The sequence below is a fragment of the Streptomyces sp. L2 genome (assembly GCF_004124325.1).
Classification (GTDB): domain Bacteria; phylum Actinomycetota; class Actinomycetes; order Streptomycetales; family Streptomycetaceae; genus Streptomyces.
Genome location: NZ_QBDT01000001.1, coordinates 7,590,155 through 7,606,192 on the forward strand (window position 1 = coordinate 7,590,155; position 16,038 = coordinate 7,606,192).

General features: G+C 70.6%; 17 protein-coding genes and 3 pseudogenes. 7 read left to right on the forward strand and 13 right to left on the reverse strand.

The window, feature by feature from the left end; translation table 11 throughout:
* Positions 1 to 45: 45 nt before the first annotated feature.
* The 4 genes from DBP14_RS33975 to DBP14_RS33990 all read right to left on the reverse strand — a co-directional run bounded on the left by DBP14_RS33975 (position 46) and on the right by DBP14_RS33990 (position 4,226).
* Complete coding sequence (locus tag DBP14_RS33975) at positions 46 to 1,413, reverse strand: chitinase (RefSeq protein ID WP_129311460.1); 1,368 nt, start codon at positions 1,411 to 1,413, stop codon at positions 46 to 48.
* Between the two features lie 258 nt (positions 1,414 to 1,671).
* Entirely contained in the window at positions 1,672 to 2,433 is a 762-nt protein-coding gene (locus DBP14_RS33980; RefSeq protein WP_206739401.1) for a DUF4142 domain-containing protein, read from the reverse strand.
* A 127-nt stretch (positions 2,434 to 2,560) separates the two neighbouring features.
* Positions 2,561 to 3,454 carry an SDR family oxidoreductase gene (locus tag DBP14_RS33985; protein WP_129311461.1) on the reverse strand — a complete coding sequence of 298 codons (894 nt, stop codon included), beginning with the start codon at positions 3,452 to 3,454 and terminating at the stop codon, positions 2,561 to 2,563.
* A 31-nt stretch (positions 3,455 to 3,485) separates the two neighbouring features.
* On the reverse strand, positions 3,486 to 4,226 hold the full coding sequence (locus DBP14_RS33990; protein WP_241741115.1) for a DUF1990 family protein: 741 nt from the start codon (positions 4,224 to 4,226) through the stop codon (positions 3,486 to 3,488).
* 114 nt (positions 4,227 to 4,340) lie between these two features.
* Between DBP14_RS33990 and DBP14_RS33995 the strand changes: the two genes are divergently transcribed.
* Positions 4,341 to 4,568 carry a hypothetical protein gene (locus DBP14_RS33995; RefSeq protein WP_129311462.1) on the forward strand — a complete coding sequence of 76 codons (228 nt, stop codon included), beginning with the start codon at positions 4,341 to 4,343 and terminating at the stop codon, positions 4,566 to 4,568.
* A 1-nt stretch (position 4,569) separates the two neighbouring features.
* A complete protein-coding gene (locus DBP14_RS34000) occupies positions 4,570 to 5,283 on the forward strand; it encodes a DUF1990 family protein (RefSeq protein WP_241741306.1) in 714 nt (237 codons plus the stop codon).
* 64 nt (positions 5,284 to 5,347) lie between these two features.
* Here the strand turns inward: DBP14_RS34000 and DBP14_RS34005 are convergent, their stop codons facing one another.
* Positions 5,348 to 5,806 (reverse strand): hypothetical protein, encoded by a 459-nt coding sequence (locus tag DBP14_RS34005; RefSeq protein ID WP_241741116.1) that lies wholly within the window; start codon positions 5,804 to 5,806, stop codon positions 5,348 to 5,350.
* A 463-nt stretch (positions 5,807 to 6,269) separates the two neighbouring features.
* On the opposite strand from DBP14_RS34005, the gene DBP14_RS34010 reads away from it, so the two are divergent.
* Together DBP14_RS34010 and DBP14_RS34015 are read left to right on the forward strand one after the other, a co-directional pair.
* The gene (locus tag DBP14_RS34010; protein WP_129311465.1) at positions 6,270 to 6,788 is read left to right on the forward strand and encodes a hypothetical protein; all 519 of its coding nucleotides are present in this window, start codon (positions 6,270 to 6,272) and stop codon (positions 6,786 to 6,788) included.
* A complete protein-coding gene (locus DBP14_RS34015; protein WP_129312232.1) occupies positions 6,788 to 7,162 on the forward strand; it encodes a peptidase inhibitor family I36 protein in 375 nt (124 codons plus the stop codon). The genes DBP14_RS34010 and DBP14_RS34015 overlap by 1 nt, the downstream gene beginning before the upstream one ends.
* Positions 7,163 to 7,237: 75 nt before the next feature.
* Here DBP14_RS34015 and DBP14_RS34020 read toward each other — a convergent pair whose 3' ends face one another.
* Positions 7,238 to 7,750, reverse strand: a complete 513-nt coding sequence (locus DBP14_RS34020; protein WP_129311466.1) for a hypothetical protein — start codon at positions 7,748 to 7,750, stop codon at positions 7,238 to 7,240.
* 289 nt (positions 7,751 to 8,039) lie between these two features.
* Between DBP14_RS34020 and DBP14_RS34025 the strand changes: the two genes are divergently transcribed.
* Positions 8,040 to 8,591, forward strand: coding sequence for a VanZ family protein (locus DBP14_RS34025; RefSeq protein ID WP_241741307.1), 552 nt, complete (start codon positions 8,040 to 8,042; stop codon positions 8,589 to 8,591).
* 40 nt (positions 8,592 to 8,631) lie between these two features.
* Here the strand turns inward: DBP14_RS34025 and DBP14_RS34030 are convergent.
* Positions 8,632 to 10,180 (reverse strand): annotated as a pseudogene (locus tag DBP14_RS34030) (DUF885 domain-containing protein); the annotation flags it as partial.
* Positions 10,180 to 10,320, reverse strand: a pseudogene (locus DBP14_RS37105) (transposase); the annotation flags it as partial. The pseudogenes DBP14_RS37105 and DBP14_RS34030, both read right to left, overlap by 1 nt.
* 370 nt (positions 10,321 to 10,690) lie before the next feature.
* Here DBP14_RS37105 and DBP14_RS34040 point away from each other — a divergent pair.
* Positions 10,691 to 12,004, forward strand: a complete 1,314-nt coding sequence (locus DBP14_RS34040; RefSeq protein WP_164992467.1) for a beta-xylosidase — start codon at positions 10,691 to 10,693, stop codon at positions 12,002 to 12,004.
* 411 nt (positions 12,005 to 12,415) lie between these two features.
* Here DBP14_RS34040 and DBP14_RS34045 read toward each other — a convergent pair.
* From DBP14_RS34045 to DBP14_RS36285, 4 genes and pseudogenes are all read right to left on the reverse strand, one after another.
* Positions 12,416 to 12,637: pseudogene (locus DBP14_RS34045) on the reverse strand (IS481 family transposase); the annotation flags it as partial.
* 388 nt (positions 12,638 to 13,025) lie between these two features.
* Positions 13,026 to 13,439, reverse strand: coding sequence for a RidA family protein (locus DBP14_RS34050; protein ID WP_129311470.1), 414 nt, complete (start codon positions 13,437 to 13,439; stop codon positions 13,026 to 13,028).
* Positions 13,440 to 13,478: 39 nt separating this feature from the next.
* The gene (locus DBP14_RS34055) at positions 13,479 to 13,760 is read right to left on the reverse strand and encodes an acyl-CoA thioester hydrolase/BAAT C-terminal domain-containing protein (RefSeq protein WP_129311471.1); all 282 of its coding nucleotides are present in this window, start codon (positions 13,758 to 13,760) and stop codon (positions 13,479 to 13,481) included.
* Positions 13,760 to 13,954: an acyl-CoA thioesterase/BAAT N-terminal domain-containing protein gene (locus DBP14_RS36285; protein ID WP_164992468.1), complete on the reverse strand. Its 195-nt coding sequence runs from the start codon at positions 13,952 to 13,954 to the stop codon at positions 13,760 to 13,762. Before DBP14_RS36285 ends, DBP14_RS34055 begins: the two co-directional genes overlap by 1 nt.
* A 305-nt stretch (positions 13,955 to 14,259) precedes the next feature.
* On the opposite strand from DBP14_RS36285, the gene DBP14_RS34065 reads away from it, so the two are divergent.
* Entirely contained in the window at positions 14,260 to 14,910 is a 651-nt protein-coding gene (locus DBP14_RS34065) for a DUF642 domain-containing protein (RefSeq protein ID WP_164992469.1), read from the forward strand.
* 50 nt (positions 14,911 to 14,960) lie between these two features.
* Here the strand turns inward: DBP14_RS34065 and DBP14_RS34070 are convergent, their stop codons facing one another.
* A complete protein-coding gene (locus tag DBP14_RS34070; protein ID WP_129311474.1) occupies positions 14,961 to 15,977 on the reverse strand; it encodes a LacI family DNA-binding transcriptional regulator in 1,017 nt (338 codons plus the stop codon).
* Positions 15,978 to 16,038 lie beyond the last annotated feature (61 nt).

The following is a 16,038-nucleotide window of genomic DNA, read 5'->3' on the forward strand; positions in this document are numbered from 1 at the left end:
GCCGGCGCCCTCATTCTCATGAGGGCGCCTTCGGGCAGGGTGGTTTCAGCCGGTGTAGGCGGCGAAGACGCGGGTGTAGTCCCAGTCGGACTGGTTGACGCCGGAGCAGCTGTCGGCGCTGCCGCCGGTGCAGGGCCGGTCGCGGTTGGCGGACCAGAACGTCAGGCGGGCGAGGTGGTGCTGTTGGGCGTAGGCGAGGATGGTCCTGAAGTCGTTGACGGTGACGGTCTCGTTGTTGTCGGTGATTCCGTTCATGGACGAGATGCCCATGTCCCGGTAGGCCCGGTCGTCGGTGTAGCCGTAGGCGTTCTTGAGGGCGTTCTTCAGTCCCTCGGCAGCCCGGGTGGTGAGGTTGCCCATGTTCTGCCCGGCACCCCCGAAGTCGAACGGCATGATGGCCCAGGCGTCGACGGTCAGCCCGGAGGAGGCGGCCCGGTTGATCAGGCTGGTGTCGGGCCCGCTCTGGCCGGTGCCGATGGTGATGTAGACCTTCAGACCCGCGTTGTCCGCCTTGACGGTCTTCAGGGCGTCCACGGTCCGCTGTTGCACCGTGGGGTTGCTGTAGGCGTCCGCCTCGATGTCGATGTCGATGGCCTTCAGACCGTAGGCGTTGATCACCTTCTGGTAGGCGGACGCGAGTTCACCCGCGCTGGAGCAGGAGCTCTCCAGCTTGTTGCCGCTGTAGCCGCCGAAGGAGGGGATGACGTCGCCGCCGTTGCCACGCACGGTGTCGATGGTCCGCTGGTCCACCCCGCCGGTCAGCGGCCGGCTGCCGTCCCACTGCGGATCGCAGTAGCCGTTGCTGAGCACGAACGCGAGCGTGAACCACTTCACGCCGGTGGCCTGGGTGATGGTGCTGGGGTTCGGCGGGTCGCCCCAGCCGTTGTAGAGGTACGGCGCCACGGCCATCGGCGCGGCCGGGCTGTCGCCGCCGGAGGCGGGAGCCGTCCACTTCTGGTTGGCCCCGCCGGTGCAGCTCCAGATCTGTGCGCGGGTGCCGTTGGCGGAGGAGTCGCCGGTGACGTCCAGGCACTTGTTCGCCTGCGGGTTGACGATGTCGTGGGCGGCGGTGACCGTCCACTTCTGGTTGGCGCCGCCGGTGCAGGTCCACAACTGCACCGTGGCGCCGTCGGCGGTCGAGTTGCCGGTCACGTCCAGGCACTTGCCGAGGGCGCGGACGGTGCCGTCACCGCCGACGCTCCACTGCTGGGCGGCGGTGCCGTTGCAGTCGTAGAGCTGGACGGCCGTACCGTTCGCGGAGTTGGCGCCGGCGACGTCGAGGCACTTTCCGGCGAGGCCGGTGATGGCGCCGGTGGCGGCCTGGGCGGGCGACGCGGTGAGCAGACCCGTGGACAGGGTGAGAGCGGTGACCGCCAGGACGGCGGATGCGGGCAGGGGCCTCGGTCTGGCCATGACGGGGTGGCCTTTCGTGGGGGGTGGCGCACCCCCGGCCGTGTTCAGCGGGTGAACGGACGGGCGCACGCACGAGAGTGGGGTCGCCCGGTGAAACTAAAGGTACGGACCACTTGCGTCAAGGTGTGAAGTAAGAGGTGATGAAAGGGAGTTGCCGAGGGCGACCCGCGTCGTACCGCCCGAGATCCCGGCACGCGCCCTCAGACGTACGAGCCGGCGGGGGAGGCGGCAGATGGTGACCGGGGCCGGTCGGGGAGGTCACCCCGCGGTCGGCGATGCCGAGGGCGCGCCCACGGGCGGCCCCGTCGGGATCCCGTCCGTGGGAACCCCGGGCGGCGGGGTGAGCACCACGACCGGCTGCCCGGCCGGCGGCACCGGCGGCGTGACCTGCGGCGAGGGAAGCTTCGGGGGAGTGGTCTCCTGGAAGTTGACCTGGTCGAAGTTGACCAGCCCGGTGGCCTCCATCTGCCGGATGTGGTCCAGCACGACGTTGTTGGCCTGCTCGGCCAGCTGGCGCACGAGCGTGTTCTCCGTGGTGGCGCGGATCTTGGCGATGGAGGAGAAGATCGAACCGTGCGTGACACGCAGGATGTTGGCCAGGTCCGAGTCGAACTGCTTGCCGTTGTCCGACGTCAGCTTGTTGAGGAAGCCCTGCTGCTGGGGGGTGGGCTGGTTCGGCAGCGTGATGCCCAGCTCGGGGGCGATCTTGCGGCAGCTGGCGTCGAGGGCCGCGTGCCCGATGACCAGGTGCTGCCCGGCGGTCCGCACGGCCTTGGTCGTCCCCTTCTTCAGAGCCAGCTCCCCGGACGGGTACTCCCACAGTCCCGCGGAGCGCACGAAGACGACGAAGTTCCGGTCGGCCTCGGTGAGCGGACCGTACGGAGTGCTGGCGATCACGCGCGCTCCATTGCTGGACACGTGCTGGAGACCGAGCATGCTCGGATAGGCCAGCGCGGCGAGCGTCACACTCATCGCTCCGCCCACCAAGACGGTTCCGATCCTGGCACGCGACAACGGCATGGTGCCTCCCAGGGCTGACGACATGTCATCAGCCCGTACGGAGAGACGTGGGCGAAAAACCTTTGCTCCAGGTAAAGATTGCATGCTGCCACCTCCCGGGCCGGAACCGGACGGCTGAAGGCGGTTCTCAGCGCTGCCCGCCCTCGCTACGAGAACGGGCCGCGTCGTCGGCCGTTCCACCCGCGCCGAGCAGGCCGGTGGACCGCAGCGGCCGTCCCCCGTCCACGCGCGGCAGGTCGTGGCGCGAGACCCGCAGCAGGACAGGAGGTACGGCGGCGCGCACCGCCTGCAGCACCCGCAGCCACGCCGGAAAGTAGACGGCGGCACGACGGCGCTCGACCGCGTGTGCCAGCCGGGCGGCGACCGCGTCGGCCGAGTGGACGCGGTGAGCGACCGACGGCATCCGGGTGCGCAGTTCGTGCATCGCCGTGAACCGCTCGGCGTCACGGATCATGTCGGTACCGATCCAGCCGGGATAGGCGACGCCCACAGCGACGCCCTGGTGCGCCACTTCGGCCTGCAGGGCGTGGGCGAAGGCCTCCACCCCTGCCTTGGAGGCACAGTAGGCACTCATCATCGGGGTGGCACCCAGCGACGCGAGCGAGGCGACCTGCAGGAAGTAGCCCGCCGTCGCCGTCAGATCGGGCAGGAAGACCCGCGCGGTCTGGGCGCTGCCCGTCAGGTTCACGTCGATGACACGGCGCCATGTGGCGGGGTCCGACGTCGAGAACGGGCCGCCTTCGGCGACCCCGGCGTTGGCCACCACCACCGAGGGCCTGCCGAGCCGGCTCCGGACCGTGCGCGCGGCCTCGTGGAGCGCGGAGTCGTCGGTGACGTCGACCTCGATCGCGAGGGAGGGCGTGGGCAGGGACGCAGCCAGTGCGTCCAGCCGGGACCCCTCGTGGCCGAGCAGCGCCAGGCGTGCACCGCGCCGGGACAACTCGCGCGCCAGCGCCGCGCCGATCCCGCGTGCCGCTCCGGTGATGACGACGGTCCGGTTCTTCAGTGGGCTGTCGGTCACCGGCGGTCCCTTCACTGCCTGCCCCGGTCGGTCAGGACGCCCGTCGCGCCGCTGCCCCGCGCGGGGGGTCGAGGCGGCTGGTGGTGATGTGCACACCGTCGACCGCGCGGCCTCCCGAGGCCGCGGCGGCGGCCAGGCAGAACCGGACCCACATGTTGAACTGGATCTCCTTCGCCAGCCGCAGGTGCGAGTACAGCAGGTGCACCAAACGGTTGGCGGGGCGCGCCCAGAGCTCGATCTCGAACAGGAGCAGCCCGTCCTCGTCGCGGGCCCGGAACTGCACCTGACCGGCCTCCATATGGCCGCACAGAGTCGCCAGGTGCAGGCACCCGGAATCCCGGCCGACATCCCGGCCGACGACCCTGACCGGCCCGTTCCAGGGCCCCGGCATTTCGACCAGCACCTCGTCGGCGACGTCCAGACCACGCTCGCCCAGCTCCCGGGTGTGGATGTCGACCACCTCGGTCGGGACGAAGTGCTTGAAGTCGTCGCTGACCCAGTCGATCAGCCGCCCGGCACCGAGCCGGGCGTCGGCGACACGCACCCGGAAATGCCGGTGGTACAGGGGGCCGTAACCCTCCTCCGCCCGCTGCACCCGGCCGTCGACCGTGCCGGCGGGCAACCGCGGTGGCCGGTCCGTCTCGTCGCCCCGCCGCTCGGCACCGCGGTGCAGGGGCGTCGTCTCCCAGAGGTAGCGCCAGCTGACCAGGGCGGTGCCCAGCAACCACCGGGCGAGCACGCTGACAACCCGCGGACGGTTCGGTTGCGACATGGGTGCCCCTTCGGACCGGTCATGCATCGCAGATGGAATAAATATGTGTATATCTTGATGCATCGGTGCGGGCAAAGCGTCGACGGAACAAGCAAACGACCCCGGAGGCCCCTCATGACGGTGGTCCGGCTACTGCACCGCGCGGGTGCGCGCAGCGATCACCTGCATCTCGCCTCGTTCGCGGCCATCGGACTCTGCCTGACTCTGTGGGTACGCGCCAAGACCATCGACCAGGAGCAACGCGGAAACGCGGAGCGACGCGCACTCTTCGTCGGCCTGTGGCCACCGACGCTGTGGCTGATGGGGGAAGCGCTGCGAAACCCGAGTGATCCCGTTGGGTGATGTGGCCTTCGGCCGGCTGGACGCCGTACGGGCGTGGAGAGCGCTCGCGGACGCACACGTCAACTACTCGGCCGACGAGGTCCGCCGGCCCTCCTGGAACATCGACACCCACCGCATCCCCCTGCCGCCGGAACGCCCGGGCCCTCCGGAGCCCGGCGGCCCCTGGGAACACGCCTGCGCCCTGGTGCGCGACTACGAGTTCTCCCCACCGGAGATCATCCGGGCCCTCTACGACCCCGCGGGCCCCCTCCTGGGCCGCGACATGCTGCTGGAGGCCCGCTTCCACGGCCTGCACTTCTACTGCGGAGTCCGGGTCACCGAAGTGGTCGACGAGACCCGCGACGACACCGAGCGCGTCTGGGGGTGGGCCTACGAGACCCTGGAAGGCCACCTGGAACGCGGCAAGGTCACCTACGAGGTGGTCAAACAGCAGGACACGGGCCAGGTGCGGTTCATGGTCTCCAGCTACTCGCAGGGCGCGCCCACCCTGGGCCGCGTCACCGCCCTCGGGTGGCGGCTGTTCGGCCGCCGCACCCAACTGCGCTTCTACCGCCGGTGCGGTGAACGCCTGCGCGCCGGCGTGGAGGCGGCCGTGCACGATGACCGCGTACGCCCCGTCCCTCCCACCCGCGTGGGGCGCCTCGTGTGCGCACCGTCGGACGCGACCCTGCGCCGCTCGGACCTGCTGGCGATCCACCGGATCGCCCCGGGCTGACCGACCGCCTCCGGCGACCACCACCGCTCACCGGTCACCGCTCAGGCCGACGGCCGCTCACCGCTCAGGCCGACGGCCGTTGACCGTCACCGCGGTCCTGTGCCTCAGTGGTCTGCGCCGCGCCACCCGGGAAGGTACCCGTACCTGTGCCCGCGCGGGGCTGCCCGGCGGCGTGCGCGCACCCGGTGGTCCGCTTGCAGGCGGCCCAGGCCAGGGCGAGGGCCACGAGGTCCTCCGCCACGGGGGCGAGAGCCCGGGCGCGAGGCCCGGCCGCCTGGCGCCAGCGGGTACCGGCGAACGAGGACGCCACAGCGGCCGAAGCGCCGGTGACGGCGGTCGCGATCAGCGGCGGCCCGGGTCGCCCCCGCCGGGCGAGCAGTACGGCGGCCAGGACGCTCATGACCAGGCGGGGGCCGAGACCCGCGGCAGAGAGGCGGCTGGGCACGCGCGACGACTTGTCCGCGACGAACTCCCCGGCCGCGGCCGCGAGAGTGGCACCCCGCACCCACGGCCGGGCCGGCAAGGGGGTCTGACCCGCTCCACCTGTGCCACGGGATCCTCCCGGGACATCAGCGGGAGGGGCGGTCGTCCAGGACACCGCCGCCAGCCCGCACTGGCTCCGCAGCCCGGTGGCCGCACCGATCAGACAGGTTCTGCCCAGCGCCGCTACGACCGCTTTCACGGCCTGCGCTCCTGGGCCGTGCCCATGTGCGTCATGCGAGGCCGAGTTCCCTCGCCGCCCCACCCGAAAGCATGGCGGGCCGGCCGACACCGTCAACTCCGCGCAGGGCCCTGACCACCGGAGGAGGAAATGATCACCCGTTGAGGGTGTACCGGCCCTGATCGCACCCCTTTCATGATCGCCCGGACGGCACGATGTCGCCGTGGGTGAGACGCAGGAGCCGGGCGACCGGGATCGTGAGGGCAGGGGCGTGACGAGGGCTTTCCCGGCACGGAAGCAGGGCCGGTCGCTGTCACGCCGGGGGATGCGAGCCGCAGCACGGTCGACCGGAACGTTCCTCGTGGCCGCCGCGATGCTGTCCGGCTGCGGCTCGGCGCCCGCACGTCCGAGCCAGGAGGAGATCATCACCGCGGCGACCGTGAAGCTGACCGACTCCTGTCTACGGCACCAGGGCCTCACCGCGCCCCGCCCGGGGCAGGCCGTGCCGGCCGCCGAAAGGCAGCGGGTCACCGACGCCCTGTTCGGCACCGGGCCGGCCCAGCTCTCCCTCACCCTGCCCACCGGCTACGTCGTACGGGCCCACACCGACGGCTGTCTCGCCGCCGCGCAGAGGCGGCTGTACGGCGACCAGGCCGCCTGGTTCCGCACCTCGGTGGTCGTCGACAACCTCAAGCCCGAAGCCGACTACACGCACCGCAGCCTGACGCAGGTCCGAGCCCGGCACCGGGCCGAACTCGCCGCGTGGCAGCGGCTTCGCGCCCACGCCCTGACCGAAGCAACCGCCCTGCTCAGCAACAGCGCCACCCCAGGAAGGTCATCATGATGAAGCGCTTCACGGTTCTCCTCACCGCCACCCTGCTGTCCCTCGGCTCGGTCCTCGCCGGCACCGCCAGCCCGGCTCTGGCCGTCCCGTGCGGGACCGGGAACTTCTGCGTTTGGACGGACGCCAACTTCACCGGACTGAAGATCGAGCACAGCGGTGACGACCACTGGTGGGAGGGCGACATGTTCAAGCAGGACTCCTCGTGGGCCAACCACGGCATCTCGGGCCCCGGCGTCAAGGACCACGTGAAGGTGTACCAGGGACGTGAGCTGACCGGCCGCGTCACCATCTGCCTCGCCCCCGGGCAGGAGGTCGGCTACAACGCGGGCGCGAACGACCAGGGCGGCTCACACACCTGGACCATGAGCTGCTGAACCCGGTCACGGCCGGCCCCGCCGCGCGGCGGGGCCGGCCGCGGGGTCCGTGCCCTGGTCGTCACGGCGGTCTCATCAGCCGCCGGGGAAGCCGGCCGGGGGTCCCGGGGAGCCGAAGAGGACGGTGGAGAGGCCCCAGACGACGAAGGCGGCGATCGCGGCGATCAGAACCCAGGCGAGGACCAGCAGGGGCTTCGGGATGCCCTTGGCAACCACCGAGGTGCCGGTGGTGAGGTTCTCCACCCGGGTGACACGCAGAATTCCGGACTTCATCCGGCCGCCGGCGCGCACCCGGTCGCCGTCGGCGAGGGAGCCCTCGATGGACAGCCCGCGCAGCTCGACGGGCACGAGCAGGATCCGGTTGCCGACGGCGTCGTACCGCTCCACGCGGAAGCTCAAGATCACCTCCGGCTGGTTCTGGCCGCGGTACTCGGATCTGACCTGCGTCCCGCGCACCTGACCTTCCAGGAAGGCGGCGCCGCCGCGGCCACCACCGGTGTCCGGGCCGGTCTGCGGGGCGGCGGGGGACCCGGCGGCGCAACCGCTCGGTTCGGAGGACCGGGGAGCGAAGGGGGGCGGCACAGTCATGGGATTTCTCCTTGTGGATCTGCTGGGGAGGGGGTGCTTCCAGTAGGCCCGGTGCCGCCGGTCCGCGTCACCTCACTGCATGTCGGGGCTTGACAGCCCGGCGCCGGGCGTGTGCCGATTCGTCTCTTCGCCCCCGCCCCGCCGTTTGTACGACTGAATGCCGCCGTGGGCCGGGGGTAGACGGTTCCGCGGGCCGGGCGAAGAGCCCCCGCCGGGCACGACAGCAGCGTCGGTGCACGAGGAAGGGGACGCCAACGTGACATCCGTACGTCGTCAAGACTCAGGCAGACTGTTCCCTCCCTGGTTACGGGCGGTGGTGATGCCGGTCGCCCTGGCCGGGATGGTGCTCTTCGCGGTAGTGCTGGCCAAGCTGACCCTGGAGCCGAAAGCGGCGTCGGCGGCGCTGACGCACAACAATCTGCGGCCGGGTGACTCGATCCGGGCGTACCTGGACCGGCCGGGTTTTCAGGACACGGCCAGGCAATTCGGTGGCAACATCGTGCTCGGCATGCCGTTCGGCCTGCTCCTGCCCGTCCTGGTACCGAAGGCCCGGGGCCTCGTCCGGGTCGGGATCGTCGCGGCCCTGGTGATGCTCATGGTCGAGCTGATCCAGGGCACTGTGATCACCGGGCGTGCCTTCGACATCGACGACGTACTCCTCAACACGGCGGGCGCCCTGCTGGCCTACCTGCTGCTCGGCCGCCGCCTCGGCCGCGCCGTCCACCCACGGCGGCGCCACTGGTGGCACCGCGTCGCACCCGTGCTGACCCTGCGACGCAGGCCCCGCCGCAACGGGACCGCCGACGAACGCGGCCCGGCGCGCAAGGCTCTCCGGCCCTGACGCCACCGGGCCCGTTCGGCCGCTCGGCGTTCTCCTCGGGTCACAGTGCCGCGAGGTTGTCCACCAGGTCGTCGAGCCCCAACGAGCCCTGGGAGAGCGCCTTCATGTGCCAGGTCTTGAGGTCGAAGGCGGCACCACGACGGCGCTTCGCCGCCGCGCGGCCCTGGAGCCAGGCGCGTTCGCCGAGCTCGTAGCCGATGGCCTGGCCGGGCCAGCCGAGGTAGCGGTCGATCTCGCTGGTGCGACGGGCTTCGGGGCTGCCGTTGTAGGTGGCCATGAACTCCGTGGCGAGCGCCGGCGTCCAGCGTTCGCCGGGGTGAAAGCCCGAATCGGCGGGGATGGCGAGTCCGAGGTGCATGCCGATGTCGACGATCACGCGGATCGTACGCAGCATCTGCCCGTCCAGGAAGCCGAGGCGGCGCGCGGGCTCGGAGAAGAAGCCCAGTTCGTCCATGAGGCGCTCGGCGTACAGGGCCCAGCCCTCGATGTTGGCGCTGACCACGCCCCCGGTGAGCTGGTAGCGGCTGAGCCGGTCGGCGACCGCGACCCACTGCCCGAGCTGGAGGTGGTGGCCCGGAACGCCCTCGTGGTACCAGATGCTGACGAGCTGCCAGGTGGGGAAGGTGTCCTGGCCGAGCGTGGGCATGAACGTACGGCCGGGGCGGCTGAAGTCGAGACTGGGGCCCTGGTAATAGGGCCCGGAGGCGCTGCCCGCGGGCGCTATGCGGGACTCGACCCCGCGGATCGGGCCCGAGAGGTCGAAGTGGCTGCCGTCGAGGGCGGTGATCGCCTCGTCCATGAGCTGCTGCAGCCAGTCCCGGACGGCCTCCTCTCCCTTGACGGCATGGACCGTGCTCCTGCAGGTGGCGCATGGCCTCCAGGAAGGGGGAGCCGGGCAGCACGTTGTCGGCTTCGGCGCTCATCTCGGCGAGTGTCCGGTGGAACTCGCTCCAGCCCCACGCGTAGGCCTCGTCCAGATCGAGCTCGGCACCGGTGTTGTGGCGGGCGGCGGGCAGGTAGCGTTCGCGTCCCACGGCGTCCGGGGTGTCCGCCGCGGCGGGCACGTACGTGTCGCGCAGCCAGTCGCGGAACTCGGCGACGGCGACGGTGGCCTGGCGGGCCGCGGCATCCAGCTCGGGCCGCATCCGGTCGGGGCCGCCCGCGACGAACGCGGAGAACCAGCCCGCGTCCCCGCCCGCCTGCCGCCCGGCACCCTCGCCCGTCCATTCGGTGAGCTGCCCGATGATCCCGGTGGCCTGCCGGGGAGCGGCGAGCAGGCCACGCGAGATCCCCTCGGTGAGGGTGGCCCGGTAACCGTCCAGCGCGCCGGGGACGTTGCGCAGCCGTCCGGCCACGGCCGCCCAGTCCTCGTCGGTGGCGGTCGGCATCAAGGAGAAGATCGTCCGCACCTGGTCGACGTGCGCGCCCACGGTGCGCAGCCGCCGGTAGTTCTCGCCGGCCTCGTGCATCGCGAGTTCGGCGGTGAGGCGCTCCCGCAGCAGCCGGGCGCAGGCCTGTTGGGCGGGGTCGTCCGAGGCGGGCGCGGCGTCGAGCGCGGCGAGTGTGCGCCGCGCGAACTCGGCGTGCGCCTAAGCACGTACAAGATGCCCTGCAGACACAGCCGGTCCGGCACGGGCCTGGGGCCAGGAGCTCTCTGCGGCCAGGGCGGCAGCAACGGCTCAATCAGCGCCCACAGGTCGTCGTCCACGATCCACGGCCGGTTCCCCACACCTCACGAACGGCGGAATCGTCGTAGTGGTCACGCCAGACCAGCACACCTCACCAAGATCGTGTTACGAGCTCTTCGGGACCAAAGGGTGCGTCCTCGGGCGACGGATTATTCGCCACAGCTCCCGTCATACGGCATTGTCGTGCTCATCATATATATGCGGACGTAATTCGCGACAACACTCCCGATGCATAACCGATGAGGAGAAGGTATGGCCCGGAACGCCATAAGAGCTCTTACTGTCCTGTTATCGCTGCTGGCGATGCCTCTGAGCGGGGCCGCACCCGCGACAGCGGCTGGGGTCCATGCATCGTCTGCAGCGCCCCCCACACTGGGGACGGATTCCCGCCGGGCGAGTCCGGGGGCCGTCGTGGCGGATTCGGCGTACGACTATGCGCCGACCGTCATGCTGGACGGCGTTTACAAGATGTGGTGGTGCGGCCAGGATCCCGCGGGCAAGGTTCCAGGCGACGACATCCTGTACGCGGAGTCGTCCAGCCCGGACGGCCCATTCCACGCACGGGGCAGTACTGCCCCCCACCAGATCGTGTTCGAGGGAACCGGCAACGGCAGCTTCGACAACGAGCACACCTGCGACCCCTCCGTCGTGCGCGTCAACGGAACATACTACATGTACTACGGTGCCTTGCGGCACGACACCGACCCGCTCGGGACAACGATCGGCGTGGCATCCAGTCCCGACGGAATCCATTGGACCCGGCTGAACAGCGGCCAGGCGATCATCAACCCGGCGAAACAGCAGAACACGGGGAACAACTACGGTGCGGGCCAGCCCAGCGCCATCTACCTCGACGGCAAGTTCTACCTGATGTTCACCGACACCACCGGTGCCGGGGCGTTGGGCAACGGAGCCGGCCAGTTCGTGTGGCGCTCGTCCGATCCGACCTTCCAAAGCGGTGTGGAGGTCTTCACGGCCTCCGGCTGGCGAGCGAAGACCGACGCCAACTCCCGCAGCTTCCTCGTGGTCAATGGCTTCTCGGTCGATTGGCAGTACTCCGACGCGCTGGGCGCGTTTATCGTCGCAAACGACGGGCCTAGCGCGGCCGGCACCGTTCTGCATTTCCTCGACCGAAACGACCTGCGGGTGCACCCCTACGCCGACGGCCTCGTGCCTGGCACATGGACCGAAGGACCGGGCATCGTCTCCCGCCCGGACAAACACTCCCTTGCATCGACGACCAATGACTGCGGGCGGATCCCCGTGGACGTGATGCGGTCCACCACGACCTTCCCACCACGGCAGTTGGCCCACATCGGTCTCGACCTGCTCAGCGGCACAAGCTGCGCATCGATGCCGGCCAGCCAGATCGCCGCGCTCTACGAGGGATACGGGTTGCAGGCCCCCGGGCTGCCTGCCGCCGTTGTGGTGGATGGCCGGCGCCTGCAGATCGAGAACATCGCCGCCTACGGCGACCTCACCCACAATGCGATCGCGGTGCCGCCATCGGTCTACAACGCCGTCCCTTACGGTGCGTCCTTGCACGACGGACAGGCGGTCCTCGGGTCACCAGGCCTGCCAGCGGCGTTCAACCTAGACAAAGACACCCTCTGGCCCATCAGCTGCCTGAAACTGATCACCGACAACCACTCGGCCATCGGCACGGTAGACCGTGAAACCTGGCTGTCCCACCCGACCGAGTCCAGCCTGTACTGCCTCAGCTAGAAACGTGCCTCGCAGTGCCCCAGACCGGGCTCGCACCGGTCAACGCCTTCACGGCAGGCCGAAAGGTCGCGCAGTGGCCGCCGGGACTGCTCCCCGGCGGCCACTGCCCGTTCGTACGGTGGCCGTATGGGCTGGGCGGGACGCCCCGGCTGCGGCTGGTCGGAGTGACGTCCAGCCGTCCGGAGTGCGGAACGTCCTGGACGGTCGGGGTCGAACGCCCGCTCTCGGGCAGGCATCTGAGAACAGCGCCCCTGGCAGATGTGGCCAGTGCGGACCAGCGGCGTGCTGTGCACCGGAGCCGGGAGGCGGAGAAGCGCCGCCTGACCCAACGGGCTGTCTGGTGCCTCGCTTCGATGTCGGGTCTCAGTTGATGGTTGACGGGTTGGCGTCGGGTGATGCTTGACGTCTGCCCTAGACGATCTTCCGGCGGTTGTGTTCGCCGGACTTGCGGATCACCACCTCCTTCGTGGTGACATGGGGGACGGTGGTGATCAGCTCGCCGCTGTGGAAGACCCGAATCACGTCCTCGCTGAGGTGGGCGGTGACGACCTGGTGGGCATGGCCGCGGCCGAGCTGGACGCGTTGTCCGGCGACCATGAAGCCGCCGACGCTGCTGACCGTCCGCTCGGCGATCAGCGGCATCGTCTGGGCCACAATGATGGCCTTGATCCCGCTCGCGCTCGCCCACCTGGGACGCAAACGCGCCCGATACGCCGCCCAGTTGCGGGCCGCCGGCTTCACACCGGCCACCGACATGCTCGGACGACAACGATATGTGCCACCGGGCGGCTCGCTGCCCGGACCGGGCAACCCGTCCGCCGGAAAAGCCTAGGAACAGGCGGGACGTGGGATCGTTCTGGAACCGCGGACCGGCGTGGACGGCAGCGCCCTCAGGACGGGCTCACCAACGCGGTCGGCTGGGAGGTCCTGCTGCGACGCTCAGGCCATGGCGTCCACTGAGGGCGGTCCAGCAGTGAGAGCGGTCTGACTTCCCGGCTCTCGGAGCCGACCCCACCGGCTCTCACCGTACTGCCGAGTCGACGGCGGCGACTCCGTCGATCTCGACGCGCACGCCCTCGCGCACGAGGTGCGTGACGACGGTCGTCCGGGCCGGCAGCGCCGAACGGTCCGCGAAGAACTCCTGGTACACCCGGTTGAACGTCGCGAAGTCCCGCCGGTCGGCGAGATAGCAGGTGCACTTGACGATCAGGTCCTTCCTGCTGCCGGCAGCGACGACGACCGCGACGAGGTTGTCCAGAACCTGCCGCACCTGAGCGGCGAAGTCGTCCGGTATCTCTCGCGTGACGGGGTCCAGGGGTCCCTGTCCGGAGGTGAAGACCAGGCCACCCACCCGGATGGCCTGGGACAGGGGCGGCTCGGTGCCGTCGGCGAAGCGCACGAAGGGGGCGTTCTCGGTGTGGATGCCTTCGATCATGCCGGGCATTCTCCCGCGCCCCCGCCCGGTACACACGCGCTAGACGGACGTACCGCCCGTGTCCAGCCGCTCCCGCAGGAAATGCGTCATCGACGCCCAGGTCTGGGCCTGTGCCAGGGCGTTGGCCTGCGGAGTGCCTCCGGAGACGAGGTCGGCGTTACGGTCGACGGTCGTGGGGACGACGGGCGGTCGCATGAAGTGCCCGGCGCCCGGATGAACCAGCAGAACGTCCCGCACGGGCAGGGTGCGCCGGCGTTCGATGAGCGCGCGGGCCATGTCCTCGCCCGGCCACATGGCGTCCTCCGTCCCGGCGACGGCCATCAGGTCCGCGGTGATGTCCTCCAGACGGCACCCTGGGCGTCGGCGCGGTAGCGGTTGACCGACCGCCAGGCAAGGCCGGCGGCGTCGGTGACGTCGATACGCACCGTGACCTCCGGGTGCGGACCGAGTCCCCGTACGTCGATACGCGGCACGTCGTCGACCAGACCGTCCCGCGGGTCGATGCTGAGTTCCACTCTTCGCAGCGTAGGCCGCGAACAGAGCCCAAGCGACGGGAGCCGGACCCCCGCACGAGCCGGCTTCACCCACCCCACGACGGCGCCACGACGCCTTCGCTCGGAGTGCGGCGAGCGAAGGGTGGCGCCGGAGTTCGCGGAGCAGCCGCGTGAGCTTCCCGCGCCCGCGAGTGCGCAGTTTGGTCGCCCCCCGGCAACGAGCAGTCACTCAATGAAACCGAATGACTGCCTTAAGTGACGTCAGCAAAGATCGGCGTACCGCGGCGGTCACCCGTCCCTGCTGCACCAGCGTGGAGGAGTACTTGATGGCCCTGCGCCATTCGACCCGCAAGCGGAAACTGCTCACCGCCCTGACCGCCGCCGGAATCATCGCCGGCACCCTGGCCGCGGCCACCCCGGCGAGCGCGGACTCACGACTCGCCGTCACCAACCCCTCGTTCATCCAGCCCTACGTCGATCCGAACGGGCTCAGCTCCTACCAGAACTACGGCGTCGACAACAACGGCATCCCCGGCTGGCGCGTCACCCAGGGCAGCGTCGACGTCTACGGCCGGGCCGCTTCGAAGACAGGCGGTTCGTCCGTCGTCGAAAGCGGCTCGCAGGCCGTGGACCTCAACGGCGGGGGGCCCGGCGGCATCGAGCAGACCCTGAGCACCGTTCCGGGGTCACTGGTCACCCTCACCTTCGCCACCAAGATCAACGACCACCCCTGGTGCGCGGCGAACGCCCCCTCCGTCAACGAGAGCCTGTACGTGCAGTTCGCCGGCGACCCCGACAACGCCCGCCTCCGCAGCCTGGGCAGCGTCAACACCCCCGGCCGCTACGCCACTTGGCAGCTGGTCCGGATCGCCCTGCCCGCCACCGGCCGGCACAGCCGACTGCAGTTCATCTCCGCCACGTCCGGCGCGTGCGGCCCGATCATCACCGACGTCGACGCCACCGACAACACCGCCTGACCGAGGGGCGGCCGCCCGGACCGCCCCGGCGGACGCGGCAGGCCGCCCCCTCACCGGCCCCGCGCCACGGTGGACTCTCTGACCACGAGCTCGAAGGCGGGGAGGATCCGGCGCGGTACCGGCGCCGTCCTGGCGGCGATGCGCTCCACCACGCAGTCGACGGCGATCTGCGCGATGGCCTGCTTGTCGGGGGCGACCGTCGTCAGCGCCACCGCCGCGTAGCGGGCCTCCTCGATGTCGTCGAACCCGGCCACCGCGATGTCCTGCGGGACTCGGAGCCCCCGTTCGGCGAGCACCCGCATCGCGCCCAGCGCGACCATGTCGTTGAAGGCGAACACCGCGTCGGGCCGCTCCCCGCTGTCCAGCAGGGCCGCCATGCCCACCGCCCCGTCCTGGCGGTCGTAGCCCTCGGTGGCGACGACCAGCGGCTCCGGGGGCTTCAGGCCGGCCGCCGTGTGTGCCTCCCGCCATCCGCGCAGCCGCAGATGGGCCGGTTCCCGCGCGCTCTCCCGGCGGGCGCCGAGGAACGCGATACTGCGGCGGCCGGTGTCGATCAGGTGCTGCACCGCGGCGCGCGCCGCCGCCACGTTGTCGATGGCGATGTGGTCGAACGGGGCGTCGTACTCGCGCTCTCCGAGGAGCACCAAGGGGGAGGTGCCCGTCCGGGCCAGCAGGTCCTCGGTCTCCATCCGGATCGGGCTGAGGATGAGGCCGTCGATGATCTGGGTCCTGAACCCCTGGCAGACGAGGACCTCCTTCTCCCGCAGCCCGGCCGTGTGGTCCAGCAGCACCGTGTAGTCGTGCCGCGCGGCCGCGTCGATGACGGCGCCGGCCACCTCCGAGAAGTACGGGTTCCCCAACTCGGGCACGGCCAGGGCGATGATGCCGGTACGGCCGTTGCGGAGGTGGCGGGCGACCAGGTTGGGCCGGTAACCGAGTTCGTCGATGGCCCGCTGCACACGCGCGCGTGTCCGGGGGGAGACATGGACATAGTTGTTCACGACGTTCGACACAGTCTTGACGGACACTCCGGCCCGCTGCGCGACGTCCTTCAGGCTGACGCCCACTGAACTCCTTCTGTCGGGCGGCGGCGTCCCCGGCCGACGCGGATCGCGGTCCCGGTGGAGA